A 26,248-nucleotide genomic window follows, 5' to 3' on the forward strand; every position below is an offset into this window, starting at 1 on the left:
CCAAAACCCCTTCCCGCCCCAAGACTAGGGGGCATGGACCGGCCCTTTTTGGACCTCGCCCCGTGCGGCCCCTTGCGGGGGGTTTTGCGGGTTCCCGGGGACAAGTCCGTGACCCACCGGGGCCTGATGCTCTTGGCCCTGGCCGAAGGGGAGGGGAGGCTCTTCCACCCCCTGAAGGCGGGGGACACCCTCTCCACGGCCCGGGTCCTTAGGGCCTTGGGGGCGGAGATCCAGGAGGAGGGCCCCCACTTCCGGGTGCGGGGCCGGGGGCTTCGCCTGGAGGAGCCCGAGGACGTCCTGGACTGCGGCAACGCCGGCACCCTCATGCGCCTCCTCCTGGGCCTTTTGGCGGGGCAGGAGGGGCTTTTCGCCGTGCTCACGGGGGATGCCTCCCTGAGGCGCCGCCCCATGGGCCGGGTGGTGGCCCCCCTCAGGGCCATGGGGGCCCAGGTGGAGGGGCGGCAGGGGGGGACCAGGGCCCCCCTCGCCGTGCGGGGCCAGGGCTTAAAGGGGATCCGCTACACCCTCCCCGTGCCCAGCGCCCAGGTAAAGAGCGCCTTGCTCCTGGCGGGGCTCTTCGCCGAGGGGGTGACGGAGGTGGTGGAACCCGTGCCCACCCGGGACCACACGGAAAGGCTCTTCCGCCACTTCGGCCTGCCCTTGGCGGTGGAGGAAGGGCGGGTGCGCACCTGGAAGACGGCGCCTTTCCCCGCGCGGGACCTTGTCGTTCCCGGGGATTTCTCCAGCGCGGCCTTCTTCCTGGTGGCCGCCCTCCTCGTCCCCGGCTCCGAGGTCACCGTGGAGGGGGTGGGGTTGAACCCCACCCGGACGGGCCTCCTTCAGGTGCTGAGGGAGATGGGGGCGGAGCTCGTGTGGGAGGTCCTCGAGGGGGAGGCGGGGGAGCCCGTGGGGTGGGTGCGGGCCCGCTTTAGCCCCTTGAGGGGGGTGGCCGTGGACCCCGGCCTCATCCCCCTCATGGTGGACGAGGTGCCCGCCTTGGCCGCCGCCGCCGCCTGGGCGGAAGGGGAGACCTTTATCCCCGGCCTCGCTGAGCTCAGGGTGAAGGAATCCGACCGGGTTTCGGCCATCGCAAGGAACCTCCGGGCCTTGGGGGTGGAGGTGGAGGAGGGCCCTGACTGGCTCAGGATCCGGGGGGGCGGGGTCAGGGGGGGCGAGGTGGAGCCCTTCCACGACCACCGCATCGCCATGGCCTTCGCCGTGGCGGGCCTGCCCGTGGGGGTGAGGGTGTGGGAACCCGAGTGGGCGGAGATCTCCTACCCGGGCTTCTTCCGGGACCTCTTGGCCCTATGCGCGGCATCGTGACCATTGATGGTCCCTCGGCCTCGGGGAAAAGCTCCGTGGCCAGGCGGGTGGCCGAGGCCCTGGGCGTGCCCTACCTCTCCAGCGGCCTCCTCTACCGGGCGGCGGCCCTTTTGGCCCTGAGGGCGGGGGTGGACCCGGAGGACGCCGGAGGGCTTCTGGCCCTCCTGGAGCGTTTCCAGGTCCACCTTCTGCCCGGGGTCCAGGGGAACCGGGTGCTGGTGGGGGGGGAGGACCTCACCCCCTTCCTGCACACCCCTGAGGTGGACCGCATCGTCTCCCAGGTGGCCCGCCACCCCGGGGTGCGGGCCTGGGTGAACGCCCGCCTCAAGGAGGTGCCCCCGCCCTTCGTGGCCGAGGGAAGGGACATGGGCACCCAGGTCTTCCCCGAGGCGCCCCACAAGTTTTACCTCACGGCGAGCCCCGAGGTGCGGGCCGCAAGGCGGGCCCAAGAAAGGCCCCAGGCCTACGAGGAGGTGCTCCGGGACCTCCTCCAGCGGGATGAGCAGGACAAGGCCCAAAGCGCCCCCGCCCCGGACGCCCTGGTCCTGGACACCGGGGGGATGACCCTGGAAGAGGTGGTGGCCTGGATCCTCGTCCACCTCAGGGACTAGCCATGGTGCCCGGGGCCAAGGAAAGACCCGTCCAGGAGTTTTTGAACCTCGCCCTCTTCCGCCCCTTGGCCCACCTGGTGGTGCGCCTCCTCCTCCCGAGCGCCTTAAGGCCCCACCACCTGGTCCTCCTCCACACCCTCTTGGTCCTCCTCGCCGCCTGGCTCATCGCCGGGGGAAGCGACCTCTGGGCCGCCCTCCTCCTCCAGGCCAAGACCGTCTTGGATAACGCGGACGGCCAGCTCGCCCGCCTGAGGGGGGAGGCCACGGAGCTTGGGCGCTATCTGGACACCGAGCTGGACCTTCTGGGTAACCTGGCCCTCTTTCTGGCCCTCGCCTGGCGCACGGGGGAGGCGGAAAAGGCCCTGCTCGCCTTCCTGGTCTTCACCCTGGCCCAGTCCTACGACTTCAACCTGGAGAGGCTTTACCGGGAAGCCCGGGGCCTCCCCGGGCCCCAAGAGGCCCGGGACCCCGATACCCCTCTCCTCCGCCTTCTCCGGGGGGTCTACCGCCTCCTCTTCCTGCCCCAGGACCGGGGGATCCGGGCCTTGGAGGGCTTTTTGGTGCGGCGGCTCCGCCTGGACCCGGGGCGCTTCTGGGACGAGGCCGCCTTGGCGGGGGTGGTGAACCTGGGGCTCACCACCCAGCTTTTCTTCCTGGGGGTCTTCCTCCTCTTCCACCAGCCTGCGGCCTACCTCACCTTCGTCCTCCTGCAGGCCTTGTATCTTGGGTTTTGGTACCTATGGAGGATCGCCCGCAGTATCCCATCCCCACGGTAGGGGCCCTGGTGGAACAGGGGGGCCGGGTGCTTCTCGTGCGCACCGCCAAGTGGCGGGGGCTATGGGGGGTGCCCGGGGGGAAGGTGGCCTGGGGGGAGGCCTTGGAGGAGGCCCTGAGGCGGGAGTTTTGGGAGGAGGTGGGGCTTAGGCTTTCGGACGTCCGCTTCGCCCTGGTGCAGGAGGCCCGCTTTAGCCCCGAGTTCCACCGGCCCATCCACATGCTCCTCTTCAACTACTTCGCCAAGGCGGAAGGGGAGGTGAGGGCGAACGGGGAGATCTTGGACTGGGCCTGGGTGGTGCCGGAAGCGGGGCTAGACTACCCCTTGAACACCTTTACCCGGGCCCTTTTGGCCCTTTACCTGGAGGGGAGATGAGGGTCGCCCTGGTCACGGGAAGCGCCAAGGGCATCGGCCGGGCCATCCTCCTCGCCCTGGCCAAGGAGGGCTTCCACGTGGCCGTCCACTACCGCACCTCGGAGGGCCTGGCCGAGGCCACCCGCCTGGAGGCCGAGGCCTTGGGGGTGAAGGCCATCAAGGTGCGGGCCGACCTCACCCGGGAGGAGGAGGTGGCCTCCTTGGTGGAGGAGGTGCGCTACCACCTGGGCGGGGTGGGGGTTTTGGTCAACAACGTGGGGGACTACCTCTACAAGCCCATAGAGGAGGTGACCCTCGAGGAGTGGCGTTGGATTCTGGACACCAACCTCACCGCCACCTTCCTGGTTACGCAGCGGGTCCTCCCCCTCATGGTGGCGCAGGGCTTCGGCCGCATCGTGAACCTGGGATACGCCGGGGCGGGGAACCTGCTCGCCAGGCCCCACATCACCCCCTACGCCATCGCCAAGACGGGGGTGGTCCTCTACACCAAGGCCATCGCCAAGCGCTTCGCCCCGTCGGGGATCACCGCCAACGTGGTGGCCCCGGGGGTGGCGGAAAACTCGGTCTCCAAGCCCCTCCACGAGATCCCCATGGGCCGGCTTGCCCTTCTGGACGAGGTGGCCAAGGCGGTCCTCTTCTTCGTCAGGGAGCCCTACCTCACGGGGCAGGTCCTGGAGGTGGCGGGGGGGTGGAACCTTTAGCCCATCATGATGTGCCAAACTAGGGCCATGGACCGGAACCTCACCCTGAGGCTTCCCGAGGACCTGGTGCGCCGGGCCCGGGAGGAGGCGCTCCGCAGGGGAAAGAGCCTCAATGCCTTCGTGGAGGCCCTTTTGCGGGAGGCCGTGGGGGGCGAGGAGGGCGAGGCGCTTGCCCGGCCGCTGTCCTGGATGCGCCGGGGTCTCTACCGGACCGGAGGCAAGCCCTTGCCCCCCCGGGAGGAGCGGCATGCCCGTGGGGCTTGAGTTTGTGGACACCAACGTCCTGGTCTATGCCTACGACCTTTCCTCGCCGGAGAAAAGGGCGCGGGCCCTTGCCCTTCTGGAGCACCTCCTTTTGGAGCGGAGGCTGGCCCTCTCCCTGCAGGTGCTTCAGGAGTTCTATGTGGTGGTCACCCGCAAGATAGCCGAGCCCCTGGATGGGGGGACCGCCAGGCAAATCCTGGAAGACCTGGGAAAGGCCCGCCTGCACCTGCCCACCCTGGAGGATGTCCTGGCCGCATCCCTTCTTTCCGGGCAGTACCGCCTCGCCTTCTGGGACGCCATGGTCCTGCAAAGCGCCAGGGCCTTAGGGGCTAAGGTGGTTTGGAGCGAGGGTCTCCACCCCGCCGCTTACGGGGGGGTGCGGGTGAAAAACCCCTTCGCGTGATACCTTAGCTACGTGGACGGCAACGCCCCTGACCCCAAGTACTGGGAGAAGATGCGCCTGGTGGCCGAAGTCCTCAGGGCGGTGGAGGGCCCCATCTACATCGCCACCCACGTGGACCCGGATGGGGACGCCATCGGGAGCTCCTTAGGCCTCTACCGGGCCCTCAAGGCCCTGGGCAAGGACGCCCGCTGGGTGGCCGAGCCGCCCCGGTTCCTGCGCTTTTTGCCCCGGGAGGAGGAGTACTCGGACCCCGTGGAAAAGCTCCCCGCGGGGGCTACCCTGGTGGCCTTGGACAGCGCCGAGCCCTCGAGGGTGGTGGGGGTTCCCGTGGAGGGCTTCGTCATCAACATAGACCACCACGGCACCAACCCCCGCTTCGGCCACCTGGCGGTGGTGGACCCCTCCAAGGCGGCCACGGCCCAGATGGTGAAGGACCTCATTGACCTTTTGGGGGTGGAGTGGACGGCGGAGATCGCCACCCCCGTCCTCACGGGCATCCTCACCGACACCGGCAACTTCCGCTTCGCCAACACCACCCCGGAGGTCCTAAAGGTGGCGGCGGAACTCGTGGGCTACGGGGTGAAGCTCGCCGAGCTCACGGACCGCCTCCAATTCCGCCCGCCCTCCTACTTCCGGCTCATGGGGCAGGTCCTTTCCACGGTGGCCTTCCACTTTGGCGGGCTTCTCGTCACCGCCCACCTCCCCGAGGAGGCCAGGCGGGAGGAGGAGGACTCCGACGATTTCGTGGGCCTGATCCGCTACGTGGAGGGGAGCGTGGTCTCGGTTTTCCTGCGCAGGCGGGAGGAGGGGGTGAAGGTCTCCATCCGCTCCCGGGCCGGGGTTTCGGCCCAGAACATCGCCTTAAGGCTGGGCGGGGGCGGCCACGTTCCCGCCGCCGGGGCCACCCTGAAGGGGGTGGACCTGGACCGCGCCTATGAACTCGTCCTCGAGGCCGTGCAGGAGGAGCTCAGGCGGGCGGGGTACCTCTAGGGGGATTCCAGAGTAGGGGAGAGTGGGAGAGGAGGAGGGGAGCCACCTCCTCCCCCGGTTCCAGGAGGTGGTGGCGGATCATCTTCCCATTTTAAGCCCCGTACTTGAGGAGCCGCCCCGCGTGGGCAAGGAGAAGGGGCATGAGCTCCGCCCCCCGGAGGTGGCCGAGGCTACCCCTTAGGGCCTCGCCCTCCGTGAAGCGCCGGGCCTCGTCCCTCCTGAGGTGGGGGGCCTTCAGGAGGAGGGGCACGGGGTGCCAGGAGTGGGCCTTGAGGGCCGCGGGGGTGGAGTGGTCCCCGGTGATGGCGAGGACCTCGGGGCCCACGGAGAGGAGCTCGGGCAGGAGGGCGTCAAAGCGCTCAATCTCCCGAACCTTTCCCCAGAAGTCCCCGTCCTCCCCCTTGGCGTCCGTCTTCTTGAAGTGGAGGTAAAAGAAATCGTACCGGTCCCAGTTTTCCTTGAGGGCCTTGAGCTTCCCCTCGTGGGCATCCCCTTCCCCTTCCACGGGCAGGACCTCCATGCCCACCAGGGCGGCGAGCCCCTTGTACATGGGGTAGCTGGCGATGGCCGCGGCCTTGAGCCCGAAGACCTCCTCTAGGCTGGGGAAGCGGGGCTTTCGGGAAGCCCCCCGGAAGAGGGCCCCGTTCATGCGGGGCTCGTCCTTAAGGACCTCGCGGATCCTCTCCGAAAGCAGGTTGACGAGCCTGGCCGTCTTCTCCGAGGTCTCGTCCAAGGCCTGGGCCTTTAGGGGAGGTAGGCCCGGTTTTTGCGGGTCGGTGTCCGTCACCTTGTCCTCCAGGCCTTCCCCCCGCAGGACCACCAGGAAGCGGTGCTCGCTTTCCGTGTAGAAGTGGACCTCCACGTCCTCGAGGCGGGGAATGGCCGCCTTCAGCTTGGCCACCACCCTCTCGTTCTCCTCCGTGGAGGGCCTTCCCGCCCTTCGGTCCGCCACCTTCCCCTCTTGGTCTAAGGTGGCGAAGTTCCCCCTTAGGGCCACGTCCCCCTCGCGGAAGTCGGCCCCGAGGCCCAAGGCGCTCAAAGCCCCCCGGCCCACCACGTAGCGGAAGGGGTCGTAGCCGAAGAGGGCGAGGTGCCCGGGGCCGGAGCCCGGGGCAAGCCCCGGGTAGACGGGGGTGAGGAGGCCCAGGGCGCTTGCCTCTGCCAGGCGGTCCAGGTTCGGGGTCTTGGCCGCCTCCAGCTCCGTGGGGCCCCCGGGTTCCAGGGGAAGCCCCCCCACGCCGTCTAGGACCACGAGGAGGATCTTGCTCGGGGTCTTCTGGGCGAGCTCCTTGAGAACGGGGAAGAGGTCCATGGCTAAAGTCTACCCCCGGGGCGCGGTGGCCCCGGGGGGCAGGAAGGGCTAACGGGTGGCGCGGTCGGCGTCCACCAGGCCGTGGCCGAAAAGCTGGCGGCTTCCGATATCCTCGGCGGTGGCCTTGAGGTGGGCCCGCACCTGCCCAGGCGTCCACTCGGGGTGCAGGGCCCGCACCAGGGCGGCCACCGCGGCCACATGGGGGCTCGCCATGGAGGTGCCCGCGAACCAGGCGTAGGCAGGGGTGGTTTCGTTCACGATGAAGGTGGAGAGGATCAGGTGGTACCGGTAGCCTGGGGGTCGTTCGTTCCGCGGGCGGGCGCACCAGGTGACGCCGTTTTCGTCCAGGCCGCAGTCACCCCCGGGGGCGGAGAGGTCCACCGCCGCCCCGTAGTTGGAGTAGAAGGCCAGCACGTCCTCCCCCGGCACAGCGTCCAGGGTCTCGCCCGTGGGGTAGGGGTATTGCCAGAGGGGCGTGGCGGTCCCCGTGGCGGAAACAGAGACGACCGTGGGCAGATCGGAGGGGATGTGGACCACGGGGCCGTTGGCGTTTTGGGCGCTGTTCCCGGCGGAGGCCACGATGACCGTCCCCATCCGGTTGGCGTACTTCATCACCCGGTCCCAGGCCACCATGGCGGCCACGTCCTCGCGGTTTTGCGTGTAGAGGGTACCCCCCAGGCTCATGTTGATGACCTGGTAGCCCCTTTGGGCAGCGTCCAGGATGGCCTGGAAGATGGGGCCGTCCCAGGCGCCCACGTCATCGTATTCTTCCCCGGTCTGGGGATCGGTGTAGTGGTAGCGGTCAAAGACCTTGTAGGCGGCGAGGCGCACCCCCGGGGCCACCCCCACCACGCGGCCCCCGCCGAAGGCCGCGGCCACGGTGCCGGAGACGTGGGTGCCGTGGGCCTCGTACATCACGTAAGGGGCGGGGGTGCAGAGGTTATCGGGGTCAAAGTTATCAAAGTCAATCCAGAGGCTGTACTTGGGGTAGCTGGGCGTGTTGTTGGGGCCGCCCGTTTCCCCGCAGTAGTTGGTGGCGGCGAAGTGGGTGATCTGGCCTGCCAGGTCCGGGTGGTTGTCCATGACCCCCGTGTCCAAGACGGCCACCGTGGCCCGGGCCTGGACCTCGAGGGGCACCCGGCTCCAGACCTCGGGTGCCTTGATGCGGCGGATGTCCCACTGGTACTTGTAGAGGCTGTCCGCCGCCGTGGGGGTCCCATAGGTGTCCTCCACCGGGACCCGCTCCGTCTTGGGGAGGCTGTAGCGGTGCTCCTTGCCCACGGAAAGCACCTCCGGGCGCCGGGCCAGGCGGTCTGCGGTGGCGGGATCGGCCAGGACCACCAAGGTGCCGATGGGCTCGAGGGCCTTCAGCACGCGGGCGCCTTCCCTTTCCACCTGGGCCCTGGCCCCGGGGGGCAGGGTCTCCGACTTGAAGACCACCAGGTAGCGCTCCGCCCCCCCGGCCCGCACCCCCTGGGTGGAGAGTCCGCTTGGGGTGGTTTGCTGGTTGCAGGCGAAAAGCCCCAGGGCCAGAATGGCCAAAATCCAACGCTTCAACGTGCCCATAAACACCTCCCTAGAGAATCCTGCCCCTCTAGTCTACAGCAAAGGGGGTTTCCGGCCAGTATGATGGGCGGGTATGGCGAAGGAGAAGGGCCTAACCCCCCAGAGCCAGGACTTCAGCGAGTGGTACCTCGAGGTCATCCAAAAGGCCGAGCTCGCCGACTACGGGCCCGTAAGGGGCACCATCGTGGTCCGCCCCTATGGGTATGCCCTCTGGGAGAATATCCAGAAGGAGCTGGACCGCATGTTCAAGGAAACGGGCCACCAGAACGCCTACTTCCCCCTCTTCATCCCCATGAGTTTCCTGAAGAAGGAGGCCGAGCACGTGGAGGGGTTTTCCCCCGAGCTTGCCGTGGTCACCCACGCTGGGGGGGAGGAGCTGGAAGAGCCCTTGGCGGTGCGGCCCACCTCGGAGACGGTGATCGGCTACATGTGGTCCAAGTGGATCAAAAGCTGGCGCGACCTGCCCCAGCTCTTGAACCAGTGGGGGAACGTGGTGCGCTGGGAGCTCCGCACAAGGCCTTTCCTCCGCACCAGCGAGTTTTTGTGGCAGGAGGGGCACACCGCCCACGCCTCCAGGGAGGAGGCGGAGGAGGAGGTGCGGAGGATGCTCTCCATCTACGCCCGCCTCGCCCGGGAGTACGCGGCCATCCCCGTGATTGAGGGCCTGAAGACCGAGAAGGAGAAGTTCGCCGGGGCCGTTTACACCACCACCATAGAGGCCATGATGCGGGATGGCAAGGCCCTCCAGTCCGGGACCAGCCACTACCTGGGGGAGAACTTCGCCCGCGCCTTTGACATCAAGTTCCAGGACAAGGACCTGGAGGTGAAGTACGTCCACACCACCAGCTGGGGCCTCTCCTGGCGCTTCATCGGGGCCATCATCATGACCCACGGGGACGACAAGGGCCTCATTCTTCCCCCAAGGCTTGCCCCCATCCAGGTGGTGGTCGTCCCCATCTACCGGGAGGAGAGCCGCGAAAGGGTGCTGGAGGCGGCCTTTGACCTCAAAAAGGCCCTTTCCCTCCGGGGCCTCCGGGTCCACCTGGACGACCGGGACCAGCACACCCCGGGGTACAAGTTCCACGAGTGGGAGCTTAAAGGGGTGCCCTTCCGGGTGGAGCTTGGGCCCAAGGACCTGGAGGGGGGCCAGGCGGTCCTGGCGAGCCGCCTCGGGGGCAAGGAGACCGTGCCCCTTTCCGCCCTGCCCGAGGTTCTGCCCGTAAAGCTAGACGCTTTCCACGAGGAGCTTTACCGGAGGGCCTTGGCCTTCCGGGAGGCCCACACCCGGAAGGTGGACACCTACGAGGCGTTCAAGGAAGCGGTTCAGGAAGGGTTCGCCCTGGCCTTCCACTGCGGGGACAAGGCCTGCGAGAAGCTCATCCAGGAGGAGACCACCGCCACCACCCGCTGCGTGCCCTTTGAGGCCGAGCCCGAGGAGGGTCTTTGCGTCCGTTGCGGGAAGCCTTCCGCCTACGGCAAGCGGGTGGTCTTCGCCAAGGCGTACTGAGGGGCTTGCCCCACCGGTTTTTGCGCCAGGGGGGAAAGCCGCCCTCTTCCCTCCGGGGTCTGACCCGGGTTAGGCCTCCCGCCCCCGGAGCGCCTCGAGGCGGGATACCATGGGGACGCCATGCAGGTCCTGGGCCGGAGGGTCTACTGGCGCTGGTACGGGGAGGTCCTCCTCTCCGGGGGCGTCCTCCTCAGGATGTCGGGGGACGCCGCCAAGTGGCTTCGGCCGGGGGATCGGGTGAAGCTCTACGCCGAGTTCAAGAAGCCCGTCCTCGGCTTTGACGAGTACGCCCTCGAGGGGGCCTTCCCCCTCTGGCCCCCCTTCGCCAAGACCCTGGAGCACGTGCGGGAAAACCCCTTAGGGGGCGAGGCCTACCGCTACCGCCTTAGGGTGCGGGAGGCCACCTACGAGGGGGATTACGAGGCCATCGCCGAGCTGGAGCAATTCCACTACGCCTCGGAGAAGGAGGTGGTGGCCCTCTGGGTCTGCACCCAGTGCCGGAAGACCATCCCCGCCAACGCCAAGCCCCTCTGCGGCTGCGGCGGGGAGGCAAGGCTCAAGGAGATCAAGGGCTCCACCCCGGCGAGCCGCTTCTTGGTGCTGGAACTCGCGGAGCGCCTTCCCTTTGAGCCCCGGATCCTGGGCTACCTGCGCCTGGACCCTCCCATCCCCCGCATGCACCGGAAGACCCCCGAGGGCCTGGAGCGGGATATCCGGGAGAAGATCTTTCCCCGGGACTGGTTCCACCCCACCTACGAGGGCGGGGCGGACTGGCAGAAGGCCCTGGACCGGGTGAGGACGGCCGCGGCCCGCATCGCCCGGGTGGTGGTCCACCCCGACTACCGCTCGGAGGGGTTTGGGGCGCTTCTGGTGCGCGTGGCCCTGGAGTGGGCGAAGGAGCGGGGGGCCCCCGAGGGCAGGCGGGAGAAGCACCTTGTCTACACCATCGCCCAGATGGCCCGCTACCACCCCTTCTTTGAGAAGGTGGGCTTCCGCTACCTCTTTGACACCGCCTCGGGAAGGCCCGTGCTCTTCTATCCCCTCACGGAGGAGGCCGAGGCCCACCTGGAGCGCTTCCTCCGGGAAGACCCCTACGCCCAGGCCCACGGGGGGAGGCTTTATAGGCCCCGGTTCGGGCGGGTCTCGGGGCTAGGGGGCCCCATCCGCCTGAGGGGCGTCCACAAGGCCTACCGGAGCCACCTGGACCTGGAGGGGCTTTCCCCGGAGGTGCAGGAGGCCCTGCTGGCCTTCGGGGTGCGGGCGCGGGTGGTGGAGCGGGCGGTGCTCCGGGGGGCGAGCCTGGAGATCCCCCCGGGAAGCCTGGTGGTCCTGGCGGGGGCGAGCGGGGCGGGGAAGACCACCCTCCTAAGGCTTCTCCTTGGGGAGGCGCCGGATGCCGGGGAGGTGGCCTTGCCCCCGGGAAGGCGGGTGGCCTACATCCCTGGGGAAAGGGAGGTGGACCTGGGGGAGGACCCCATCCTCGAGGCCGTTTACCGGAGGCTAAAGGACGTGGGGGCGGCCATAGAGGTGCTGAACCGGGTGGGGCTTTCCGATGCCGTGCTCTACCGGGCAAGGCCCAGGGAGCTTTCCACCGGGCAGAGGGAGCGCTTCCGGCTGGCCCTCCTCCTCGCGGAAAGGCCCGACCTCCTCCTCATAGACGAGTTCGCCGCCCACCTGGACGTGCCCACGGCGAGGCGGGTGGCCCTGGGCCTGGGGAAGCTCTGCCGGGAGGCGGGGATCACCCTGGTGGCCGCCACCCACCGGCCCGAGGTGGTGGCCGCCTTGGACCCGGACCTCCTGGTCTACGTGGGCTACGGGGGGCTCACCACCGTACCTCGGCGAGGTCCACGAACATGACCCGGCCCGGGCGCCGGGGGACCCAGAGGGGTTTCTCGTAACGGAAGGCGTTTTCCAGGACCCAGGCGTAGAGGGGAGCGCCCTCGGCGTAGGCCCGGAGAAAGGCCTCCTCCGCCCGGTGCTTCTCCTGGTGGGCAAGGAGCTCCTCCACGCTGAAAGGCCCCTCCACCCCCACGAGGTCCGCCTGGCCGATGAGCCTGCCCCCGGTGACGATGCCCAAGGGCCCCCGGTGGCGGGTTTTGCGCTTGCGGATCTCCCAGACCTTCCTCCCGTCCACGATGAGGCTGGCGTAGGGTTCCCGGACGATGAGGCCAAGCTTTGGTCTTTCCACTCCCCTCATTGTAGAGTGGGGGGCGTGGCGTGCCCTAAGGAAGGGCTAAAGGAGAAAAAGGCCCGGGCTCGGGAGGTTCTGAAGGCCCTCAAGGCCGCCTACCCCGGGGCCCGGACGGAGCTTAAGCACAATAGCCCCTTCCAGCTCCTCGTGGCCACGGTCCTCTCCGCCCAGGCCACGGATAAAAGCGTGAACGAGGCCACCCCGGCCCTTTTCGCCCGCTTTCCCGACGCCAAGGCCCTGGCGGAGGCCACCCCGGAGGAGGTGGAGCCCTACATCCGGAGGATCGGCCTCTACCGGAGCAAGGCGAAAAACCTCGTGGCCCTGGCCAGGAGGCTCGTGGAGGAGCACGGGGGGGAGGTGCCGCAGGATAAAAGGGCCCTCATGCGCCTTCCCGGGGTGGGGTGGAAGACGGCCACGGTGGTGCTGGGGGCGGCCTTCGGGGTGCCGGGGATCGCCGTGGACACCCACGTGGCCCGCCTCGCCCGGAGGCTGTGCTTCTCCCAAGCCAAGGCCCCGGAGAGGATCGGGGCCGATCTGGAGGGGCTTTTCCCCAAGGAGGACTGGGTTTTCGCCCACCACGCCCTGGTCCTCCACGGCCGCTACGTCTGCACCGCCAGGAAGCCCCGCTGCGGGGCGTGCGTCCTGGCGCCCTACTGCCCTAGCCGCCAGGCCTAGGGGGCCGGGCCGCTTTTGGAGAAACCCGTGGGGGAACGCCTTCCGCCCGCCTACCGCCTGGTCCTCGCCAGCTTCCTCTGGTCCTTCGGGGGGAACCTGGTCTACTTCTTCCTGAACTTCCACCTCGAGGCCCTGGGCTACTCCCGCCAGGCCATCGGCCTGGCCCAGGCCCTCCTCCTCTTCACCGGGGTGGTCTTCGCCTTGCCCTTGGCCTACCTGATCCCCCGGATGAGCTACCTAAAAAGCCTCCACCTGGCCTTCCTGCTGGCGATGGGTAGCGGGCTCTTGCTGGGCCTAGGGCTTCTCGTGTTTCCGGCCCTGGCCGGCTACGGCCTGGCCGGGGCCCTCCTGCAAGGGGCGGCCGCCCCCCTCATGGCCCGGCTGGTTCCCCCGGAGAGGCGGGTGGCCCTCTTCAGCCTCCAGGCGGCCCTCACCACGGCGAGCGGCTTCTTCTCCACCCTGCTCGCCGGCCTCCTCTCCGAGTGGGTGGGGGCGAGGTGGGTCCTCCTCTTCGCCCTGCCCTTTTTCCTCCTGGCGGTGCCCCTGGCCCTGGGCCTCCCGGAAGGGCAAGGGCAGGCGCCCCGGCTCCGGGGCCGCTTCGGGGTCTGGCTTAGGCTCCTCCTGCCCCAGGTGGTGATCGGGCTCGGGGCGGGGCTCGTCATCCCCTTTTTGAACCTCTTCCTCAAGGAGAAGTTCGGCCTCACCTACGGGGCCACGGGGCTCGTCTTCGCCTTCTCCTCCTTGGCCACGGGGCTCGCCATGCTGCTCCAGCCCCTTTTGGTGAGGCGGGTGGGGAAGCTCGGGGCCATCGTCTGGGTGCAGGCCCTCTCCCTCCCTTTTCTGGCCATCCTGGCCTGGGCCCCCTGGCTCCCCCTGGTCACCCTGGCCCTCCTGGTGCGGGGGGCCCTCATGAACGCGGCCGGGCCCGTGTACGCCGCCTTGGTGATGGACTACCTCCCCGACGAGGAAAGGCCCGGCTTCTTCCTGGTGGAGGGGGCGCTTTGGAGCCTGCTCTTCGCCCTGGGAAGCGCCCTTTCCGGGATGGCCCAGCAGGCCTTAGGGCTTCTGGCCTTCCACTACCTCTTCGCCTTCACCCTGGCCCTCTACACCCTGGGCATCGCCCTCTGGCCCTGGGCCTTTGGCCGCCTGCGGGCGGCTTACGCCGGGGAGGAAGGCCCTTCCTAAGGGCCCTGCCTTTGCCCTAGACTGGGCGCATGCGCACGAACCTCACGGTGGAGGAAGCCCTGGAGCTGGTTCTGGCCGAGGCCAAAGGGGAGCTTTCCGTGGAGGAGCTTCCTTTGCGGGAGGCCTACGGCCGCGTTCTGGCCGAGGACCTCGCCTCCCTGGTGGACCACCCGGACCAGGACGACACCGCCATAGACGGCTACGCCTGCCGGGCGGAGGACACCCTGGGGGCCTCCCCCGAGGCCCCGGTGCGCCTCAGGGTCATCGGCGAGGCCCCCGCGGGTAGGCCCTTCCCCGGCGAGGTGGGGCGGGGCGAGGCCGTGGCCGTCTACACCGGGGCCCCCATCCCCAAGGGGGCGGACGCGGTGGTGCGGGTGGAGGACACGAGGCGGGAAGGGGAATACGTCCTCCTCTTCGCCCCTGCCTCCCCCAAGGACATCCGCCCCAAAGGGGACGACCTCCGGCGGGGGGAGGTGTACTTAAGGCGGGGGGACCTCCTCACCCCGGGGAGGCTCGGCCTGGCGGCGGCCATGGGGCATGCCCGCCTAAAGGTATTCCGGAAGCCCCGGGTGGGGATCCTCTCCACGGGGGACGAGGTGGTGGAGCCGGGGGAGCTCCTGCCCTTTGGCGGGGTGTACAACTCCAACGCCTACAGCCTCCTGGGCCTGGTCCTCGAGGCGGGCGGGGAGCCCGTCCTCCTGGGCAAGGTCCCGGACGACCCGGAGGCGGTGCTTGGGCGGCTTGGGGAGGCGGGGCCTTTGGACCTCCTCCTCACCTCGGGGGGCGTGTCCATGGGGGAGTACGACGTGGTGCGCAAGGTGCTGGAGGAGAAGGGGGAGGTGGTCTTCTGGAAGGTGAAGCAACAGCCCGGGGGGCCCCTGCTCCTCGCCCGGTTGGGGGAGCTTCCCGTCTTGGGCCTGCCGGGCAACCCCGTTTCCAGCATGGTCACCTTCTTCCTCTACGGGAGGCCCTTCCTCTTCCGGCTCCTCCGGCGCACAGACCCCCCTTACGGGACCTTGAGGGCCCGGGCCCTCACCCCCTTCAAAGGGGCTTTGGGCAAGAAGGTGTTCCGCCGGGGCATCCTCGGCTTCGCGGGAGGGCTTGCGGTGCGCACCACGGGGAACCAGTCCAGCGGGGTCCTCCGCTCCATGGCCTTCGGCAACGCCCTCGTGGTCCTTCCCCCGGACCAAGACGCCCGGGAGGGGGAGGAGGTGGAGGTCATCCCCTTGACTTTCGTGCCCTAGTTCACTAAACTGGACAGGTTTACGGGCGCTACCCCCCTTTTCGGGCGCGGGTGGGGCCCGGGAAGCGAGTGAGAATGGAGTTCAAAGACTTTCCCCTGAAGGACGAGATCAAGGAGGCCCTGAAGCGGCGCGGCATCACCGCCCCTACCCCCATCCAGGCGGCGGCGTTGCCCTTGGCCCTGGAGGGCAAGGACCTCATCGGCCAGGCCCGCACGGGCACCGGCAAGACCCTGGCCTTCGCCCTGCCCATCGCCCAGGCCCTGGAGGGTTCCAGCGAGCGCGGGCGCGCCCCCCGGGCCCTGGTCCTCACCCCCACCCGGGAGCTGGCGCTCCAGGTTTCCGGGGAGCTCCAGGCGGTGGCTCCCCACCTGAAGGTGGTCACCGTCTACGGCGGCACCGGCTACGGCAAGCAAAAGGAGGAGCTCCTCCGGGGGGCCGACGTGGTGGTGGCCACCCCGGGCCGGGCCCTGGACTACCTGAAGCAGGGGGTTTTGCGCCTCTCCCAGGTGAGGATCGCGGTCTTGGACGAGGCCGACGAGATGCTCTCCATGGGCTTTGAGGAGGAGGTGGAGGCCATCCTTTCCGCCACGCCCCCCGAGCGCCAGACCCTCCTCTTCTCCGCCACCCTTCCCTCCTGGGCCCGGCGGCTCGCCGAGCGCTACATGCGCTCCCCCGTGGTCATCAACGTGGTGCGGGAGGAGGGGGTCACCTACCGAGAGGAGGCGGTGCCCGCGCCGGGGGATCGGCTGGCCCTCCTTTCCGACCTCCTCTACGTGAAGGCGCCCAAGCGGGCCATCGTCTTTACCCGCACCAAGGCGGAGACCGAGGAGGTGGCCACGGGGCTTCTGCGCCTGGGCCATGCGGCCAGGGCCATCCACGGGGACCTCTCCCAGACCGACCGGGAGCGGGTCATGCGGGCCTTCCGCGAGGGGGAGGTGCGGGTGCTGGTGGCCACGGACGTGGCCGCCCGGGGCCTGGACATCCCCGAGGTGGACCTGGTGGTGCACCACCGCCTTCCCGACAAGCCGGAAACCTACCAGCACCGCTCGGGGCGCACGGGCCGCGCGGGACGGGGGGGCGAGGTGGTGATCCTCTACGGGCCCCGGGAAAGGCGGGAGCTTTCCGAGCTGGAAAAGGCCGTGGGCCGCACCTTCAAGCGGGTGAACCCCCCCACCCCGGAGGAGGTCCTGGAGGCCAAGTGGCACCACCTCTTGGCCCGCCTGGCCCGGGTGCCGGAAAAGGACTACAAGCTCTACCTGGACTTCGCCGGGAGGCTCTTCGCCGAGGGAAGGGTGGAGGTGGTGGCGGCCCTCATGGCCCTCCTCTTGGGCGGGGCCCCCAAGGAGAAAAGCCTCCTCACCGGGGAGGAGGGGTGGCTTACCTTCAAGGCCACGGGCCCGAGGCTTTCCCTCCCCCGGCTCGTGGCCCTCTTGAAGGAGCAGGGCCTCGAGGTGGGCAAGATCGCCCAAGGGGAGGAGGCCTTCTACGTGGACCTCCGTCCCCAGGACCTGCCCCGGCTGGCCGAGGTGGGGGGGGTGAGGCTGGAGCGGGCCAAGCGGGTGGAGGCCCTGCCCGAGGCCGGCCCCCGCCGGGGCCGCCCGGTGCGGGCCTAGGTACCTCCCGGTAGGGGAGCGGCCTAAGCGGCGGGGCCAAGCTCCACCTCTAACGTGCGCACCTCGGGCACGCGTTCCGGGGTGGGCGGCTCGAAGTAGAGCTCCAGGGCCTCCTTGAGGTTCCGCAGGGCCTCTTCCTCAGTTTCGCCCTGAGAGGCCACGTCCACCTCGAGGCACTGCGCCACCCAGAGGTCTCCTTCCCGCCAGAGGTGGGCCGTGAAGCGCCGGGGCATGCCCCCATGATAACGCGTCCCTTCACTCCTCGAGGGCCACGCGGGCGTTCTGACGGTTCGGCTTCGGTTGACGTTGCGCCCACGAGGCCCTTGCCCTCCGGTGGGAAGACGATGAGGGCAAAAAAGCTTCCGCCCACGCTTCCGTGGGCGGAAGAGGGGCATTGGCTACTTGGTGCGCCCGGAGGGATTCGAACCCCCGGCCTAGGGCTTAGGAAGCCCCCGCTCTATCCTGCTGAGCTACGGGCGCCCACGCCCTTGGGATTGTAGCACCCCAAGAGGGCCCGAGGCAAGCCGCCCGAGGGGGTATAGTCTTCTCCTGGGGGTAAGGGAGCTTTTCATAAGCGTTCCTTTATCCCAAGGGGCCGGGGCCCCGCTTGTGCCAGGCTTCACGGCCCTTTACCCTGGAGGGAACCATGACCGAGACCAAGGACCTCACCGCCCTATCGGTGAACGCCATCCGCTTTCTGGCCGTGGATGCGGTGGAGAAGGCCAAGAGCGGCCACCCCGGGATGCCCATGGCCATGGCGCCCTTGGCCTACCTCCTCTACCGGGAGGTCATGCGCCACAACCCCCTGGACCCCACCTGGCCGGGCCGCGACCGCTTTGTCCTCTCCGCCGGGCACGGCTCCATGCTCCTCTACGCGGTCCTCCACCTCACGGGCTATGACCTGCCCCTGGAGGAGCTGAAAAGCTTCCGCCAGTGGGGCTCCAAGACCCCCGGCCACCCCGAGTACGGCCACACCCCGGGGGTGGAGGTGACCACGGGGCCTTTGGGGCAGGGGATCTCCACGGCCGTGGGGCTTGCCCTGGCGGAGCGGAAGCTCGCCGCCGAGTTCAACCGCCCGGGGCACACGGTGGTGGACCACTACACCTACGTCCTGGCCTCGGACGGGGACCTCATGGAGGGGGTGTCGGGGGAGGCCAGTTCCCTGGCGGGGCACTGGCGGCTTTCCAAGCTCATCGTCTTCTGGGACGACAACCGGATCTCCATCGACGGCCCCACGGACCTCGCCTTCACCGAGGACGTGCTCGCCCGCTACAAGGCCTACGGCTGGCAGACCTTGAGGGTGGAGGACGCCAACGACCTGGATGCCCTCCGCCACGCCATCAAGCTGGCCCAGCTGGACGAACGCCCCACCCTCATCGCCGTGAGGAGCCACATCGGCTACGGCTCCCCCAAGCAGGGCTCCCACAAGGCGCACGGGGAGCCCCTGGGGCCGGAGGCGGTGGAGGCCACCCGGAAGGCTCTCGGTTGGCCCTACGGCCCCTTTGAGGTGCCGGGGGAGGTCTACCGCCACATGGACATGCGGGAGAAGGGCAGGGCCTGGCAGGCGGCCTGGGAAGGGGCCTTAGCCGCCTACGCCCGGGAATACCCCGAGCTCCACGCCGAACTCCTCCGCCGGCTCAAGGGGGAACTCCCTTCCCTTCCCGAAGAGCCCCCATCCTTTGAGAAGCCCCTCGCCACCCGGGCGGCGAGCGGCAAGGCCCTGGACCTCATCGCCCCCCGCATGCCCGAACTCCTGGGGGGAAGCGCTGACCTGACCCCCTCCAACAACACCCAGGCCCAGGGAATGCAGGACTTCAGCCCCCAGAACCCCCTGGGCCGCTACCTGCACTTCGGGGTGCGGGAGCACGCCATGGGGGCCATCCTGAACGGGCTCAACCTGCACGGGGGCTACCGGGCCTACGGGGGCACCTTCCTGGTCTTCTCCGACTACATGCGCCCCGCCATCCGCCTGGCCGCCCTCATGGGCACCCCCACGGTCTTCGTCTTCACCCACGACTCCATCGCCCTCGGGGAGGACGGCCCCACCCACCAGCCCGTGGAGCACCTCATGTCCCTCAGGGCCATGCCGAACCTCTGGGTGATCCGGCCAGCCGACGCCTACGAGACCTTCTACGCCTGGCTCGTGGCCCTGAGGCGCAAGGAGGGGCCCACGGCCCTCGTCCTCACCCGCCAGGCGGTGCCCCTCCTCTCCCCGGAGAAGGCCAAGGGCCTCCTGCGGGGAGGCTACGTCCTGGAGGACGCCGAGGCGCCCCAGGGGGTCATCGTGGCCTCGGGGAGCGAGGTGCACCTGGCCCTTAGGGCCCAGGCCCTCCTCCGGGAAAGGGGGGTGCGGGTCCGGGTGGTGAGCCTCCCCTCCTTCGAGCTCTTCCAGGCCCAGCCCGAGGAATACCGCAAGGAGGTCCTCCCCCCCGGGCTTCCCGTGGTGGCGGTGGAGGCGGGGGCCAGTTTGGGCTGGGAACGGTACGCCCACAAGGTGGTGGGCCTGGACCGCTTCGGGGCCAGCGCCCCCTACCCGGAGGTCTACGGGCGCCTGGGGTTCACCCCCGAGCGGGTGGCGGAGGCTCTGGAAGCCCTGCTATGAGGTTTCAGGTCCACCCCCTGCCCACCGCCTCGGGCTACCCCGGCACGGCCATCGTGGTGGACGTGATCCGGGCCACCACCACCGCTGCCCTCTACCTGGCGCGGGGGGCCAGGGCCCTGGTCCTGGCCCCCGGGGTGGAGGCCGCCCGGCGCCTGCGGCAGCCCGGGGAGGTGCTGGCGGGGGAGGTGGGGGGGCTAAAGCCCCCGGGGTTTGACCTGGGGAACTCCCCCAGGGAGGTGGCGGGGGTGGAGGGGCGGGTGGTGGTCATGGCCACCACCAACGGCACCCGGGCGGCCCACGCCGTTCTAGGGGCGCGGCACGTGCTCCTCGGGGCCCTGCAGAACGCGCAGGCGGTGGCCGAGGCGGCCCGGGAACTGGGGGAGGAGGTGCACGTGGTCTGCGCGGGGAAGGAGGGGAAGGTGGCCCTGGACGACCTCTACGCGGCGGGGGTCATCGGCGGGCGGCTCCAGGCCCTGGGTTTTGCGCCCCGGGGGGAGATGGCCCACCTGGCCCTCTTCCTGGCGGAAAACCCTCCCTTGCCCGTGCTCAAGACCTCCGAGGCCGCCCGGGCCCTGGAGGCGGTGGGCCTGGGGGAGGACGTGGCCGTGTGCGCCCAGGTGGATGCCCACGGCACGGTGCCCCGCTTCCTGGGGATGCGGGGCGAGGGCATGGTCTTCGGCGCCTAGGGGGTGGGGATGCTGGCCACCTTGCGGGAGGTGATTCCGGAAAAGGGGCGGGCGGTGGGGGCCTTTGACGTGGTGGGCCTGGAGTGGGCCGAAGCGGTCCTGGAGGGGGCGGAGGCCCTGGGCCTGCCCGTGATCCTCAGCGTGGCCCCCCACCTGGGGGGGCCTCCCCTGAAGGCCCTGGCCCCGGGGCTCAGGGCCCTGGCCGAGGCGGCCAGGGTGCCCGTGGCCCTGCACCTGGACCACGGGGAGAGCCTGGAAGAGGTGGTGGAGGCCCTGAGGCTCGGCTTTACCAGCGTGATGTTGGACGGCAGCCACCTCCCCCTCGAGGCCAACGTGCACCTCACCCGCCAGGCCGTGACGGTGGCCCGGGCCTTTGGGGCCACGGTGGAGGGGGAGGTGGGGGCGGTGCCCGGCGGGTACGGGGAGGCGGTGGCCGAGGGCCCCTTGGCCTACACGGACCCGGAGGAGGCCAGGGCGTTCCTGGAGGCCACGGGGGTGGACGCCCTGGCGGTGAGCATCGGCACCCGGCACGGCCTGTACAAGGGGCCCGTGCGCCTAAATCTGCCCCTCCTGGAGGAGCTTTCCCGCCTTCCCGTTCCCCTGGTCCTCCACGGGGCCTCGGGCCTCTCCCCGGAGGCCTACCGGGCCCTGGTGGCGCGGGGCATCCGCAAGGTGAACCTCTTCGCCGACCTCTCCCTGGAGGCGGCCTCCCTGCTGAAGGGGGGGGAGGGGCGGGACTACCTCTCCCTGATGGCGGCCATGAAGGCGGGCCTTAAGGCCTTGGCCATGGACCGGATGCGCCTATGGTGGGGAAGCTGAAGGCCCTCCTCTTTGACCTGGACGGCACCCTGGCGGAGACGGAGGAACTCCATCGGGAGGCCTTCAACCGCACCTTCGCCCACTTCGGCCTCCCCCTCTACTGGGACCAGGACACCTACGCCCGCCTCCTGGAGACCACGGGGGGCAAGGAGCGGCTCCAGAGGGCCCTGGCGGAAACCCCGGAGGCCCCCAGGCTCACCTGGGAGGGGATCGCCGAGGTCCACCGCTACAAGACGGGGCTCTACCTGGAGCTCCTTCGCGCCTATGGGGTGGCCCTGCGCCCCGGGGTGCGGCGGCTTTTGGCCGAGGCCCGGGAGGCGGGGGTGGGGCTCGCCCTGGCCACCACCACGAGCCCGGAGAACGCCGAGGCCTTCCTGGAGGGCACGGGGCTTAAGGGCTGGTTCTCCTTGGTCTTGGCGGGGGACGTGGTGGCGCGGAAGAAGCCGGACCCCGGCATCTACCTCCTGGCCCGCGAGGCCTTGGGGCTTGCCCCCGGGGAAGGGGTGGTGGTGGAGGACTCCCGCAACGGCCTTCTGGCGGGCCTCGGGGCGGGGCTTCCCGTCCTCGTCACCCCGAGCCTGTACACCCTGGGCCAGGACTTCCGGGAGGCCCAGGCCCTGCTGCCCCACCTGGGGGAATGGGGGAACCCCGCCCCCGTCCTGCAGGGCCCCCGGGCGGGGGAGCGGGTGGTGGTGGACCTGGATTACGTGAGGGAGGTGCAAGCATGGTGGAGCACCTGATCGTGTTCAACGCCGAGGCCAGTCCCGAGGAGGTGCGGGAGATGGTGCGCAAGGCGCAGGAGGTCCTCCTCCAGATCCCCGGGGTTTGCGGCCTGCGCTACGGGGAGGCCCTCGCCCCGGGGGCCCGCTACCGCTACTGGCTCTCCGTCCTCTTTGAGGGGCCGGAGGTGGTGGCCTTCTACCGGGACCACCCCCTGCACGTGGCCTTCGCCGACCAGGTATTCCGCCCCATGGCCCAGGACCGGATCACCACGGACTACCTGGTGGTCACGGAGGTGCTATGCGGCACCTGACCTACGGGGAGGCGGAGCCCAAGGCCCTGAAGGTGCTGGTGGACGGGGTGGGGGAGGGGTTGGTCCTCGAGGGGGAGGGGGGCTACTACGCCCTCTACTACCTCTTTGGCCTCCAGGGGCGGAGGGCCCCAGACCCCGGGGAGACCCCGGACTGGGTGGAGGGCCCCGCCCCCTCCTGGGAGGGCTTCCGCCTCCCTTACGATCAGGCCCGCTGGCTGGAGGAAAACGGCTACATGTCCTTTGTCAACGAGTCCAAGTAGGAGGGAACCGTGGAGTACGACGAACTGCCCTACGGCGAGGCCAAGGCGCGGGCGGTCAAGGTCCTGGAGGACGGCTACGGGGACGCGGTGGTCCTGAAGGACGCCCACGGCTACTGGGTCCTTTACTACTTCTACGGCTTCCAGGCCCCGCCCCCCACCGCCCGGCCCCACTGGATGGAAGGTCCCTTGCCCGAGGAGGGCCAGGTGCGCCCCCCCTACGTCATGCGGCGCTTCCTGGAGGAACAGGGGGACTTCACCTACCTGAACGACGTAGACTGAGGGCGTGAAACGGGACGCCTTCCGGGTTCTCCAGGCCACGGAAACCGTCATCTACCTCTTCGCGGGCTTCTTGATCGCGGCCGGGGCGGCGGTCCTGCTCCTTTCCACCCTGGCGGAAGGGGTGCGCCACCTCCTGGAGGGGGACTACGCCGAGGTGGCCGTGGCCCTCCTGGACCGGGTGCTTTTGGCCTTGATGCTGGCGGAGATCCTCTACACCCTGCTCCGCTTCGCCCGGGAGGGGACCCTGGAGGCCACCCCCTTCCTGGTCATCGGCATCATCGCCGCGGTGAGGCGGGTCCTGGTGCTCACCGCCGAGGCGGTGGAGAAGTTTGACCTGGCCGACCCCGCCTTTATCGCCGTCTTGGCCGAGCTGGGCCTCCTGGCCCTCCTGGTGGTGGCCTTCGCCCTGGCCATCCGCCTGGTCAGGCCTTCAGGAGCTCAATGAGGGCCTGGGCCGCGGGGTTGGCCACCGCCTTGGGGTGGACCAGCCAGAAGTAGCGCCGTATCTCCCCCACGGGCTCGGCGAGCCTTAAAGCCCGCAGGTTCCCCACCTTCAGGTTGGGCTGGACCACCACCCGGCTCACGATCCCCACCCCCGCCCCGGCCAGCACCAGGCGCTTGGTGACCTCGTTGTTGTCGGTGTAGAAGATGGGGTTGAGCTCCAGGCCCGCCTGCTCGAAGGCCCGCTCCAAAGCCCGCCAGGTCATGGACCCGGGCTTGCGCACGATGAGGGTCTCCTCCTTGAGCCACCCCGGGGGGATGGTTTCCCGGTTGGCCCAGGGATGCTCCGGAGGGACGATGAGGACCAGCTCGTCCTCGTAGAAGAGGTGGCGCTCGTACCCCTCCCAGTGCTCTACCCCCTCCAGGACCGCGAACTCCACCTCCCCCATGCGCAGGCGCTCCGCCAGCCGCTCGGAGGAGCCGCTTTCCAGGTGCACCCGGACCCCGGGGTGGGCCTGGTGGAAGTCCTTCAGGAAGAGGGGGAGCACGTAGGTGGCCATGGTGGTGGCCGCGCCCAGGGTGACCTCCCCCAGCTCCAGCCGCCCCATGGCCTGGGAGATCCGCTGGAACTCTTCCAGGGCCTGCACCACCCTGCGGGCTTCGGGCAGGAGGGCCTGCCCCACCCGGGAGAGGACCAGGTGCCGCCCCTGGCGCTCAAAGAGGGGGTGGCCCACCTGCTCCTCCAAGGCCCGCAGGTACTGGCTCACTGCGGGCTGGGTGATGCCCAGGGCTAAGGCGGCCCGGCCCACCCCCCCCTCCTCCACCACCGTCACGAAGACCCGTAATGCGGCGGGGTTCGGCAGTTTAGCGTTCTTAGATATGAGCATGAGCTTATGGTATGGCCGAAAGCATATGATTGCAATAATAAAAATGCCCCCCTAAGGTAAGCGCATGGCTATGCCCACGCGCAACCTGGGGTTGGACCTCATGCGGGCCACCGAGGCCGCTGCCCTGGCCTCGGCCCGGTTTGTGGGCCGGGGGGATAAGGAGGGCGGGGACCGGGCCGCGGTGGAGGCCATGCGCCTTCTCCTCAACGCCTTGGAGTTCCGGGGAAGGGTGGTCATCGGGGAGGGGGAGAAGGACCAGGCCCCCATGCTCTTCAACGGGGAGGTGCTGGGCCAGGGGGAGGGGCCCCTTTGGGACCTGGCGGTGGACCCGGTGGAGGGCACCCGCCTCCTGGCCCTGGGGCGGTACGGGGCCATCAGCGTCATCGCCGCAGCCCCCGAGGGGGCCCTGTTCAACCCCGGGCCCGGTTTTTACGCGGCCAAGCTGGTGGTGGGTCCCGAGGCCCGGGAGGCCATAGACCTCCGGGCTTCCGTGGCGGAAAACCTCAAGGAGATCGCCCGGGCCCTCCGCAAGGAGGTGCGGGAGCTCACCGTGTTCGTCCTGGACAAACCCCGGCACGCCCGGCTCATAGAGGAGATCCGCCTGGCGGGGGCCCGCATCAGCCTGCAGACGGACGGGGACGTGGCGGGGGCCTTGGCCGCGGTGCTTCCCGACACGGGGGTGGACGTGCTCATGGGCACGGGGGGCACCCCGGAGGGGGTGATCGCCGCGGTGGCGGTCCGGGCCCTGGGGGGCGGGATGCAGATGCGCCTGGACCCCCAGAGTGAGGAAGAGCGTTGGAACCTGGTCCACGCTGGCTTTGACCTGGACAGGGTCTACACGTTAGCAGACCTTTGCCAAGCCGAGGACACCCATTTCGCCGCCACCGGCATCACCGATGGCCCCTTCCTGCGCGGGGTGCGCTACGGGCAGCACCGGGCCTGGACGGAGAGCCTGGTGATCCGGGGGGCCACGGGAACCCTGCGCAAGGTGGAGGCTTGGCACCGGCTTGAGAAGCTTCGGGGCATCAGCCCCGTGGCCTACTGAGGAGGTGTAGAGGAATGGCAACCCAGTACGCGGGCAAAGGCAAGTACAGCAAGGCCGGGGTCTTGGAGTACAAGGAGATGGGCTACTACGACCCCGATTACGAACCCAAGGACACCGACACCATCGCCCTCTTCCGCATCACCCCCCAGCCGGGCATTGAGCCGGAGGAGGCGGCGGCGGCGGTGGCGGGGGAGTCCTCCACCGCCACCTGGACCGTGGTCTGGACCGACCGCCTCACCTACCTGGACCGCTACCGGGCCAAGGCCTACCGGGTGGAGCCGGTGCCGGGGAATCCCGAACAGTACTTCGCCTGGATCGCCTATGACCTGGCCCTTTTTGAGGAAGGGTCCATCGCCAACATGACCTCCTCCATCATCGGCAACGTCTTCGGCTTCAAGGCCTTGCGGGCCTTGCGCCTCGAGGACCTCCGCATCCCGGTGGCCTACCTCAAGACCTTCAAGGGGGCCCCCCACGGCATCCCCGTGGAGCGGGACATGCTGAACAAGTACGGCCGGCCCCTCCTCGGGGCCACGGTGAAGCCCAAGCTGGGGCTTTCCGGCAGGAACTACGGGCGCGTGGTCTACGAGGCCTTGGCCGGCGGCCTGGACTTCACCAAGGACGACGAGAACATCAACTCCCAGGCCTTCATGCGCTGGCGGGACCGCTTCCTCTACGCCCAGGAGGCGGTGATGAAGGCGGAGGAGGTGACGGGGGAGCGCAAGGGCCACTACATGAACGTCACCGCCCCGGACATGGAGCAAGTCTATGAACGGGCGGAGTTCGCCAAGGAGATCGGCTCCATCATCATCATGGCGGACCTCACCATGGGCTACACCGCCCTCCAGAGCCTTTCCAACTGGTGCCACAAGAACGGCATGATCCTCCACCTGCACCGGGCCAGCCACGCCACCTTCACCCGGCAGAAGAACCACGGCATCAACTTCCGCGTGGTGGCCAAGTGGATGCGCATGCTGGGGGTGGACCACATCCACGCGGGCACGGCGGTGGGCAAGCTGGAGGGGGACCCCAACCTGGTCCGGGGGTACTACGACATCCTGCGGGAGCAGTACGTGAAGGCCGACCCTGTGAAGGGCATCTTCTTTGACCAGGACTGGGCCTACCTGCCCGCGGTGATGCCCGTGGCCTCGGGGGGCATCCATGCGGGGCAGATGCACCTGCTCCTCTCCCTCTTCGGGGATGACGTGGTCTTGCAGTTCGGGGGCGGCACCATCGGCCACCCCATGGGGATCCAGGCGGGGGCCACCGCCAACCGCGTGGCCCTCGAGGCCATGGTCAAGGCCAGGAACGAGGGGAGGGACATCCTGGCCGAGGGGCCCGAGATCCTCAAGAAGGCGGCCCAGCACTCCAAGGCCCTGGCCGCCGCCTTGGAGACCTGGGGGAGCGTCACCTTTGACTTCGCCTCCACCGACACCCCCGATGTCCTGCCCACCCCGAGCTAAG

The 26,248-nt window shown here is 69.4% G+C and carries 29 protein-coding genes and 1 tRNA gene; 24 read left to right on the forward strand and 6 right to left on the reverse strand.

Translation table 11 applies throughout. The annotated features are described in order from the left end of the window. The first annotated feature begins 33 nt into the window (after window positions 1-33). Genes aroA through ACYQ0J_RS12805 form a run of 8 tightly spaced genes read left to right on the forward strand, consistent with a single transcriptional unit; the run spans window position 34 to window position 5,442 of the window. Window positions 34-1,323 (forward strand): 3-phosphoshikimate 1-carboxyvinyltransferase, encoded by a 1,290-nt coding sequence (gene aroA / locus ACYQ0J_RS12770; protein WP_460172489.1) that lies wholly within the window; start codon window positions 34-36, stop codon window positions 1,321-1,323. Further along, on the forward strand, window positions 1,308-1,934 hold the full coding sequence (gene cmk / locus ACYQ0J_RS12775) for a (d)CMP kinase (protein WP_460172490.1): 627 nt from the start codon (window positions 1,308-1,310) through the stop codon (window positions 1,932-1,934). The genes aroA and cmk overlap by 16 nt, the downstream gene beginning before the upstream one ends. 2 nt (window positions 1,935-1,936) lie before the next feature. Then, a complete protein-coding gene (locus ACYQ0J_RS12780) occupies window positions 1,937-2,710 on the forward strand; it encodes a CDP-alcohol phosphatidyltransferase family protein (RefSeq protein ID WP_460172491.1) in 774 nt (257 codons plus the stop codon). Next, complete coding sequence (locus tag ACYQ0J_RS12785; protein WP_460172492.1) at window positions 2,674-3,084, forward strand: NUDIX domain-containing protein; 411 nt, start codon at window positions 2,674-2,676, stop codon at window positions 3,082-3,084. The genes ACYQ0J_RS12780 and ACYQ0J_RS12785 overlap by 37 nt, the downstream gene beginning before the upstream one ends. After that, window positions 3,081-3,785 (forward strand): bifunctional dihydropteridine reductase/dihydrofolate reductase TmpR, encoded by a 705-nt coding sequence (tmpR, locus tag ACYQ0J_RS12790; RefSeq protein ID WP_460172493.1) that lies wholly within the window; start codon window positions 3,081-3,083, stop codon window positions 3,783-3,785. Before ACYQ0J_RS12785 ends, tmpR begins: the two co-directional genes overlap by 4 nt. 27 nt (window positions 3,786-3,812) lie before the next feature. Continuing rightward, window positions 3,813-4,049, forward strand: coding sequence for a YlcI/YnfO family protein (locus tag ACYQ0J_RS12795; protein ID WP_460172494.1), 237 nt, complete (start codon window positions 3,813-3,815; stop codon window positions 4,047-4,049). Beyond that, window positions 4,033-4,452, forward strand: coding sequence for a PIN domain-containing protein (locus ACYQ0J_RS12800; RefSeq protein ID WP_460172495.1), 420 nt, complete (start codon window positions 4,033-4,035; stop codon window positions 4,450-4,452). Before ACYQ0J_RS12795 ends, ACYQ0J_RS12800 begins: the two co-directional genes overlap by 17 nt. 12 nt (window positions 4,453-4,464) lie before the next feature. After that, window positions 4,465-5,442 (forward strand): DHH family phosphoesterase, encoded by a 978-nt coding sequence (locus ACYQ0J_RS12805; protein ID WP_460172496.1) that lies wholly within the window; start codon window positions 4,465-4,467, stop codon window positions 5,440-5,442. A 91-nt stretch (window positions 5,443-5,533) separates the two neighbouring features. Here the strand turns inward: ACYQ0J_RS12805 and ACYQ0J_RS12810 are convergent, their stop codons facing one another. Beyond that, window positions 5,534-6,754 (reverse strand): 2,3-bisphosphoglycerate-independent phosphoglycerate mutase, encoded by a 1,221-nt coding sequence (locus tag ACYQ0J_RS12810; protein ID WP_460172497.1) that lies wholly within the window; start codon window positions 6,752-6,754, stop codon window positions 5,534-5,536. A 48-nt stretch (window positions 6,755-6,802) separates the two neighbouring features. Beyond that, window positions 6,803-8,320 carry a S8 family serine peptidase gene (locus tag ACYQ0J_RS12815; RefSeq protein WP_460172498.1) on the reverse strand — a complete coding sequence of 506 codons (1,518 nt, stop codon included), beginning with the start codon at window positions 8,318-8,320 and terminating at the stop codon, window positions 6,803-6,805. A 73-nt stretch (window positions 8,321-8,393) separates the two neighbouring features. On the opposite strand from ACYQ0J_RS12815, the gene proS reads away from it, so the two are divergent. Both proS and ACYQ0J_RS12825 read left to right on the forward strand, forming a co-directional pair. After that, complete coding sequence (proS, locus tag ACYQ0J_RS12820; protein WP_460172499.1) at window positions 8,394-9,827, forward strand: proline--tRNA ligase; 1,434 nt, start codon at window positions 8,394-8,396, stop codon at window positions 9,825-9,827. A gap of 120 nt (window positions 9,828-9,947) precedes the next feature. After that, window positions 9,948-11,684 carry a GNAT family N-acetyltransferase gene (locus ACYQ0J_RS12825; protein WP_460172500.1) on the forward strand — a complete coding sequence of 579 codons (1,737 nt, stop codon included), beginning with the start codon at window positions 9,948-9,950 and terminating at the stop codon, window positions 11,682-11,684. On the opposite strand, the gene ACYQ0J_RS12830 is transcribed toward ACYQ0J_RS12825, so the two are convergent. Next, window positions 11,650-12,015, reverse strand: coding sequence for an ASCH domain-containing protein (locus tag ACYQ0J_RS12830; protein ID WP_460172501.1), 366 nt, complete (start codon window positions 12,013-12,015; stop codon window positions 11,650-11,652). The two genes, ACYQ0J_RS12825 and ACYQ0J_RS12830, sit on opposite strands and share 35 nt — an antisense overlap. 15 nt (window positions 12,016-12,030) lie before the next feature. Here ACYQ0J_RS12830 and nth point away from each other — a divergent pair, with 15 nt between their 5' ends. The 4 genes from nth (at window position 12,031) to ACYQ0J_RS12850 (ending at window position 16,735) form a co-directional block, all read left to right on the forward strand. Next, window positions 12,031-12,693, forward strand: coding sequence for an endonuclease III (nth, locus tag ACYQ0J_RS12835; RefSeq protein ID WP_460172502.1), 663 nt, complete (start codon window positions 12,031-12,033; stop codon window positions 12,691-12,693). 27 nt (window positions 12,694-12,720) lie between these two features. Continuing rightward, window positions 12,721-13,878, forward strand: a complete 1,158-nt coding sequence (locus tag ACYQ0J_RS12840; RefSeq protein WP_460172503.1) for an MFS transporter — start codon at window positions 12,721-12,723, stop codon at window positions 13,876-13,878. Between the two features lie 29 nt (window positions 13,879-13,907). Next, a complete protein-coding gene (locus ACYQ0J_RS12845) occupies window positions 13,908-15,122 on the forward strand; it encodes a molybdopterin molybdotransferase MoeA (protein WP_460172504.1) in 1,215 nt (404 codons plus the stop codon). 74 nt (window positions 15,123-15,196) lie between these two features. Further along, a complete protein-coding gene (locus tag ACYQ0J_RS12850; RefSeq protein WP_460172505.1) occupies window positions 15,197-16,735 on the forward strand; it encodes a DEAD/DEAH box helicase in 1,539 nt (512 codons plus the stop codon). Between the two features lie 23 nt (window positions 16,736-16,758). On the opposite strand, the gene ACYQ0J_RS12855 is transcribed toward ACYQ0J_RS12850, so the two are convergent. Together ACYQ0J_RS12855 and ACYQ0J_RS12860 are read right to left on the reverse strand one after the other, a co-directional pair. Then, window positions 16,759-16,968, reverse strand: a complete 210-nt coding sequence (locus tag ACYQ0J_RS12855; protein ID WP_460172506.1) for a type II toxin-antitoxin system HicB family antitoxin — start codon at window positions 16,966-16,968, stop codon at window positions 16,759-16,761. 170 nt (window positions 16,969-17,138) lie between these two features. Continuing rightward, window positions 17,139-17,215 (reverse strand) — tRNA-Arg (locus ACYQ0J_RS12860). Window positions 17,216-17,381: 166 nt separating this feature from the next. Between ACYQ0J_RS12860 and tkt the strand changes: the two genes are divergently transcribed. From tkt to ACYQ0J_RS12900, 8 genes are read left to right on the forward strand one after another with little or no spacing between them, the layout of a single operon-like run. Further along, the gene (gene tkt / locus ACYQ0J_RS12865) at window positions 17,382-19,337 is read left to right on the forward strand and encodes a transketolase (RefSeq protein WP_460172507.1); all 1,956 of its coding nucleotides are present in this window, start codon (window positions 17,382-17,384) and stop codon (window positions 19,335-19,337) included. Then, window positions 19,334-20,023: a 2-phosphosulfolactate phosphatase gene (locus ACYQ0J_RS12870; protein ID WP_460172508.1), complete on the forward strand. Its 690-nt coding sequence runs from the start codon at window positions 19,334-19,336 to the stop codon at window positions 20,021-20,023. Before tkt ends, ACYQ0J_RS12870 begins: the two co-directional genes overlap by 4 nt. A gap of 9 nt (window positions 20,024-20,032) precedes the next feature. Continuing rightward, window positions 20,033-20,842 (forward strand): class II fructose-bisphosphate aldolase, encoded by an 810-nt coding sequence (locus tag ACYQ0J_RS12875; protein WP_460172509.1) that lies wholly within the window; start codon window positions 20,033-20,035, stop codon window positions 20,840-20,842. Beyond that, a complete protein-coding gene (locus ACYQ0J_RS12880) occupies window positions 20,827-21,582 on the forward strand; it encodes an HAD-IA family hydrolase (RefSeq protein ID WP_460172510.1) in 756 nt (251 codons plus the stop codon). Before ACYQ0J_RS12875 ends, ACYQ0J_RS12880 begins: the two co-directional genes overlap by 16 nt. Next, the gene (locus ACYQ0J_RS12885; protein ID WP_460172511.1) at window positions 21,567-21,875 is read left to right on the forward strand and encodes a Dabb family protein; all 309 of its coding nucleotides are present in this window, start codon (window positions 21,567-21,569) and stop codon (window positions 21,873-21,875) included. Before ACYQ0J_RS12880 ends, ACYQ0J_RS12885 begins: the two co-directional genes overlap by 16 nt. Then, window positions 21,863-22,135 (forward strand): annexin VII, encoded by a 273-nt coding sequence (locus ACYQ0J_RS12890; RefSeq protein WP_460172512.1) that lies wholly within the window; start codon window positions 21,863-21,865, stop codon window positions 22,133-22,135. Before ACYQ0J_RS12885 ends, ACYQ0J_RS12890 begins: the two co-directional genes overlap by 13 nt. Before the next feature lie 9 nt (window positions 22,136-22,144). Next, complete coding sequence (locus ACYQ0J_RS12895; RefSeq protein WP_460172513.1) at window positions 22,145-22,414, forward strand: hypothetical protein; 270 nt, start codon at window positions 22,145-22,147, stop codon at window positions 22,412-22,414. A 4-nt stretch (window positions 22,415-22,418) separates the two neighbouring features. After that, on the forward strand, window positions 22,419-22,859 hold the full coding sequence (locus ACYQ0J_RS12900; protein WP_460172514.1) for a phosphate-starvation-inducible PsiE family protein: 441 nt from the start codon (window positions 22,419-22,421) through the stop codon (window positions 22,857-22,859). Here the strand turns inward: ACYQ0J_RS12900 and ACYQ0J_RS12905 are convergent. Continuing rightward, window positions 22,837-23,742: a LysR family transcriptional regulator gene (locus tag ACYQ0J_RS12905; protein WP_460172515.1), complete on the reverse strand. Its 906-nt coding sequence runs from the start codon at window positions 23,740-23,742 to the stop codon at window positions 22,837-22,839. The two genes, ACYQ0J_RS12900 and ACYQ0J_RS12905, sit on opposite strands and share 23 nt — an antisense overlap. 70 nt (window positions 23,743-23,812) lie before the next feature. Here ACYQ0J_RS12905 and glpX point away from each other — a divergent pair, with 70 nt between their 5' ends. Together glpX and ACYQ0J_RS12915 are read left to right on the forward strand one after the other, a co-directional pair. Continuing rightward, window positions 23,813-24,787 carry a class II fructose-bisphosphatase gene (gene glpX / locus ACYQ0J_RS12910; protein ID WP_460172516.1) on the forward strand — a complete coding sequence of 325 codons (975 nt, stop codon included), beginning with the start codon at window positions 23,813-23,815 and terminating at the stop codon, window positions 24,785-24,787. Between the two features lie 14 nt (window positions 24,788-24,801). After that, entirely contained in the window at window positions 24,802-26,247 is a 1,446-nt protein-coding gene (locus tag ACYQ0J_RS12915) for a form I ribulose bisphosphate carboxylase large subunit (RefSeq protein ID WP_460172517.1), read from the forward strand. Window position 26,248: the final 1 nt, after the last annotated feature.

This window comes from Thermus sp. FJN-A (genome assembly GCF_054655095.1).

Bases quoted from the DNA above. Each gene is read 5' to 3' on its own strand.
- ACYQ0J_RS12885 (WP_460172511.1), top strand. From the start codon at position 21,567: ATGGTGGAGCACCTGATCGTGTTCAACGCCGAGGCCAGTCCCGAGGAG.
- proS (WP_460172499.1), top strand. From the start codon at position 8,394: ATGGCGAAGGAGAAGGGCCTAACCCCCCAGAGCCAGGACTTCAGCGAG.
- tkt (WP_460172507.1), top strand. From the start codon at position 17,382: ATGACCGAGACCAAGGACCTCACCGCCCTATCGGTGAACGCCATCCGC.
- ACYQ0J_RS12810 (WP_460172497.1), bottom strand. From the start codon at position 6,754: ATGGACCTCTTCCCCGTTCTCAAGGAGCTCGCCCAGAAGACCCCGAGC.
- ACYQ0J_RS12905 (WP_460172515.1), bottom strand. From the start codon at position 23,742: ATGCTCATATCTAAGAACGCTAAACTGCCGAACCCCGCCGCATTACGG.
- ACYQ0J_RS12780 (WP_460172491.1), top strand. From the start codon at position 1,937: ATGGTGCCCGGGGCCAAGGAAAGACCCGTCCAGGAGTTTTTGAACCTC.
- aroA (WP_460172489.1), top strand. From the start codon at position 34: ATGGACCGGCCCTTTTTGGACCTCGCCCCGTGCGGCCCCTTGCGGGGG.
- ACYQ0J_RS12915 (WP_460172517.1), top strand. From the start codon at position 24,802: ATGGCAACCCAGTACGCGGGCAAAGGCAAGTACAGCAAGGCCGGGGTC.
- ACYQ0J_RS12800 (WP_460172495.1), top strand. From the start codon at position 4,033: ATGCCCGTGGGGCTTGAGTTTGTGGACACCAACGTCCTGGTCTATGCC.
- ACYQ0J_RS12850 (WP_460172505.1), top strand. From the start codon at position 15,197: ATGGAGTTCAAAGACTTTCCCCTGAAGGACGAGATCAAGGAGGCCCTG.
- ACYQ0J_RS12785 (WP_460172492.1), top strand. From the start codon at position 2,674: ATGGAGGATCGCCCGCAGTATCCCATCCCCACGGTAGGGGCCCTGGTG.
- ACYQ0J_RS12815 (WP_460172498.1), bottom strand. From the start codon at position 8,320: ATGGGCACGTTGAAGCGTTGGATTTTGGCCATTCTGGCCCTGGGGCTT.
- ACYQ0J_RS12880 (WP_460172510.1), top strand. From the start codon at position 20,827: ATGGTGGGGAAGCTGAAGGCCCTCCTCTTTGACCTGGACGGCACCCTG.
- ACYQ0J_RS12795 (WP_460172494.1), top strand. From the start codon at position 3,813: ATGGACCGGAACCTCACCCTGAGGCTTCCCGAGGACCTGGTGCGCCGG.
- cmk (WP_460172490.1), top strand. From the start codon at position 1,308: ATGCGCGGCATCGTGACCATTGATGGTCCCTCGGCCTCGGGGAAAAGC.
- ACYQ0J_RS12870 (WP_460172508.1), top strand. From the start codon at position 19,334: ATGAGGTTTCAGGTCCACCCCCTGCCCACCGCCTCGGGCTACCCCGGC.
- tmpR (WP_460172493.1), top strand. From the start codon at position 3,081: ATGAGGGTCGCCCTGGTCACGGGAAGCGCCAAGGGCATCGGCCGGGCC.
- ACYQ0J_RS12875 (WP_460172509.1), top strand. From the start codon at position 20,033: ATGCTGGCCACCTTGCGGGAGGTGATTCCGGAAAAGGGGCGGGCGGTG.
- ACYQ0J_RS12890 (WP_460172512.1), top strand. From the start codon at position 21,863: ATGCGGCACCTGACCTACGGGGAGGCGGAGCCCAAGGCCCTGAAGGTG.
- ACYQ0J_RS12855 (WP_460172506.1), bottom strand. From the start codon at position 16,968: ATGCCCCGGCGCTTCACGGCCCACCTCTGGCGGGAAGGAGACCTCTGG.
- ACYQ0J_RS12845 (WP_460172504.1), top strand. From the start codon at position 13,908: ATGCGCACGAACCTCACGGTGGAGGAAGCCCTGGAGCTGGTTCTGGCC.
- ACYQ0J_RS12825 (WP_460172500.1), top strand. From the start codon at position 9,948: ATGCAGGTCCTGGGCCGGAGGGTCTACTGGCGCTGGTACGGGGAGGTC.
- glpX (WP_460172516.1), top strand. From the start codon at position 23,813: ATGCCCACGCGCAACCTGGGGTTGGACCTCATGCGGGCCACCGAGGCC.